This window comes from Saccharothrix sp. NRRL B-16314, assembly GCF_000716595.1.
Lineage (GTDB): Bacteria > Actinomycetota > Actinomycetes > Mycobacteriales > Pseudonocardiaceae > Actinosynnema.
In genome coordinates, this window is sequence record NZ_JNXC01000116.1 from 1 (window position 1) to 455 (window position 455).

The 455-nt window shown below is 73.0% G+C and carries 1 protein-coding gene; it reads left to right on the plus strand.

What is annotated here, in order from left to right; all coding sequences use genetic code 11:
- Positions 1-164 precede the first annotated feature (164 nt).
- Positions 165-455 (plus strand): DUF4259 domain-containing protein (locus OQ02_RS39280; protein WP_033443766.1); only part of this gene is annotated, 291 nt, incomplete at its 3' end.

Consider the following 455-nt stretch of genomic DNA (forward strand, 5'->3'; position numbering starts at 1 on the left):
TCCGGAGGCGACCTGCAAGACGGAGGCCGCACGCATCGCCCGCGCGGCCCTGGCGGCCGTCCCCCCGCAGGGTCATTGAGAACAGCCCCACGGGGCGTTGTCAGTGGTGCCTGCCAGGCTGTCGGTACAGCGGAACGACCGAGCGCGGAGAGAGCGAGCACGCCATGGGCACCTGGGACATCGGCCCCTTCGACAACGACACCGCCGCCGACTTCTCGTACCGGGTGGACGAGGCCCCGGCGGAGAAGAAGGCCGAGGTGCTGCGGACGGCGTTCCGTGAGGTGATCGAGACGGGTGACGAGTACCTGGACGCGGACCTGGCGGACGAGGCCATCGCCTCGGCGGCCCTGCTCGCGGCCCAGTGCCCGGGCGGCACCCCCGTCACCACCTCGTACGGCCCGAAGCACCCCCTGCCACCCCTCCCGACGGACCTCCGCCCCCAGGCCGTGACGGCC